Source organism: Ilyobacter sp. (assembly GCF_041583315.1).
Classification (GTDB): Bacteria; Fusobacteriota; Fusobacteriia; order Fusobacteriales; family Fusobacteriaceae; genus Ilyobacter.
Map to the genome: position 1 here is coordinate 1 of NZ_JBFHGC010000495.1, position 2190 is coordinate 2190.

Below are 2190 nucleotides of genomic sequence, written 5' to 3' on the forward strand. Positions count from 1 at the left end.
ATATGGAGAGTATAAGGATATTTGCCACTGTGGACCTAAAGGGAGACGAAGAAGGTCTTCTAGAAGCGGTGAAATACTATAACAAAGAAATAGCTGTGATTTCCAGGGAGGAAATACTTCCAATAGAAGATGATTTTGAAGGTTCGGATTTTGTGAAAAAGAGTATAGGGGTGAAGTCGGTGTCGGCTCCATGTGCACTCCTTGCTTCTAAATCTAAAGGTCAGTTTATAACTGAAAAAATGAGACATAACGGAATAACAGTATCATTGTATGAAGAGGAGATAAGAAAAGATGGGTAAAATATACGTAATAGGTATAGGTCCTGGAAATAAAGAAAATATGACTTTCAGAGCTTATAAAGCCATGGAAGACTCAGATATAATAGTGGGACATAAGACATATATAAATCTTGTGGAAGATCTGTTTGTGGGAAAAGAGACATTTAAGTCTGCAATGAAAAAAGAGATAGAAAGATGCCAGGAAACTCTGAAATTTGCCGAGGACGGGAAAACTGTAGCCCTTATAAGCTCTGGAGATGCAGGAGTATACGGAATGGCAGGAATAATGCTGGAAGTTGCTGCTGACAGCGGTATAGAGGTGGAAGTAATCCCTGGAGTAACATCTGCAAATGCTTCGGCATCAGTGGTGGGAGCTCCTGTAATGCATGACCACGCTACTATAAGCCTGAGTGATCTGCTTACTGACTGGGATCTTATTACAAAGAGGGTAAAACTTGCCTCTGAGGGAGATTTTATAATCTCTTACTATAATCCTAAAAGTTTCGGAAGACAGACTCAGATAGTGGAAGCATGGGAAATCATGATGAAATACAAAAAGAAAGATACACCAGTGGCTATAGTGAGAAACACAGGAAGAGATGGACAGGAATACGATCTTACAACCCTTGAAAAAATGCTGGATCACGAAATCAACATGTTTACAACGGTAATAGTAGGAAACTCAAAGACCTTCATAAAAGGCGGGAAGATGATAACTCCAAGAGGATACAAGGTATAAACTATGATCTGGATTATAGGGGGTACCAAAGATTCTAGGAATATAGTTGACAGGCTTGTGGGCAGAGAGATAATAGTATCGACAGCCACTGAATACGGGAAAAAGCTATTAAAAGGAATAAATGTGGTATCTGAACCTATGGACCAGATTGAGATGCAGGATTTTATAAAATCAAACAAGGTGGGGCTGGTGCTTGATGCCAGCCACCCCTATGCAGTAAATGTGTCTCAAAATGCAATACTTGCTTCTAAGGCTCAAAAAGTTCCGTATTTAAGATTTGAGAGGGATATGCTTTCTTATGAAGATGGTATAAAATTTACCTCTATGGATGATATGACAGAGTATATAGAAGAACTCGATGGAAAGATCCTGGTTACCCTGGGGAGTAACAACCTGGGATATTTCAAAGAACTAAAAAATCTTGAAAACATTTATTTCAGAATGCTTCCTGTAAAAGAGTCCCTTGAAAAGGCAGAAAAATCAGGGATACTTCCCAAACAGATAATAGCGATACAGGGCCCTTTTTCAAAGGAGTTCAACAAGGCTATTTATAAAAATTATGATATAAAATATGTAGTTACAAAGGAAAGCGGAGCTACAGGAGGAGAGCTGGAAAAGATAACGGCAGCTGCAGAGTGCGGAGTAAAACCTGTCATATTATCGAGACCTCAGATAGATTATCCTTGGAAAACTGGTGAAATAGACCAAATAATAAAAAAGGTGATGGAATATGAAGAAGCATAAAAATATAATGGTACAAGGGACGGCATCCTCTGTGGGAAAGAGTCTTGTTACAACAGCATTATGCAGAATCCTCTATAAGGACGGATATTCGGTATGTCCTTTTAAATCACAAAACATGGCTCTAAACTCTTTCATCACTGAAGACGGGAAAGAGATGGGTAGAGCTCAGGTAGTCCAGGCAGAAGCCTGCGGAATAAAACCTGAAGCCTTTATGAACCCTATATTACTAAAACCAACGACAGATAGAAAATCACAGGTAATCTTAAACGGTAAGGCTCTCAGAAATATGACTGCAAGGGAATATCATGAATTTAAGCCTAGCCTAAAAGATGAACTGATAAAAATATACGGTACAATCGAAAAAAATTATGACGTATCAGTAATAGAAGGTGCAGGAAGTACTGCAGAAATAAACCTCAAAGAGGGAGA

Annotated in this window: 4 protein-coding genes; all 4 read left to right on the forward strand. The window is 38.7% G+C overall.

Translation table 11 applies throughout. The features are described from left to right. Nucleotides 1-299, forward strand: a 299-nt coding sequence (locus ABZA26_RS13365) for a cobalamin biosynthesis protein (protein WP_372714997.1), incomplete at its 5' end; no start/stop codon positions are given. Then, nucleotides 292-1017, forward strand: a complete 726-nt coding sequence (gene cobJ / locus ABZA26_RS13370) for a precorrin-3B C(17)-methyltransferase (protein WP_372714998.1) — start codon at nt 292-294, stop codon at nt 1015-1017. The genes ABZA26_RS13365 and cobJ, both read left to right, overlap by 8 nt. A 3-nt stretch (nt 1018-1020) precedes the next feature. Then, nucleotides 1021-1761 carry a precorrin-6A reductase gene (cobK, locus tag ABZA26_RS13375; RefSeq protein ID WP_372714999.1) on the forward strand — a complete coding sequence of 247 codons (741 nt, stop codon included), beginning with the start codon at nt 1021-1023 and terminating at the stop codon, nt 1759-1761. Next, on the forward strand, nt 1748-2190 hold a 443-nt coding region (locus ABZA26_RS13380; RefSeq protein WP_372715000.1), incomplete at its 3' end, for an AAA family ATPase. The genes cobK and ABZA26_RS13380, both read left to right, overlap by 14 nt.

Coding starts and splice junctions, on each gene's coding strand:
- cobJ (WP_372714998.1), top strand. CDS start 292: ATGGGTAAAATATACGTAATAGGTATAGGTCCTGGAAATAAAGAAAAT.
- cobK (WP_372714999.1), top strand. CDS start 1,021: ATGATCTGGATTATAGGGGGTACCAAAGATTCTAGGAATATAGTTGAC.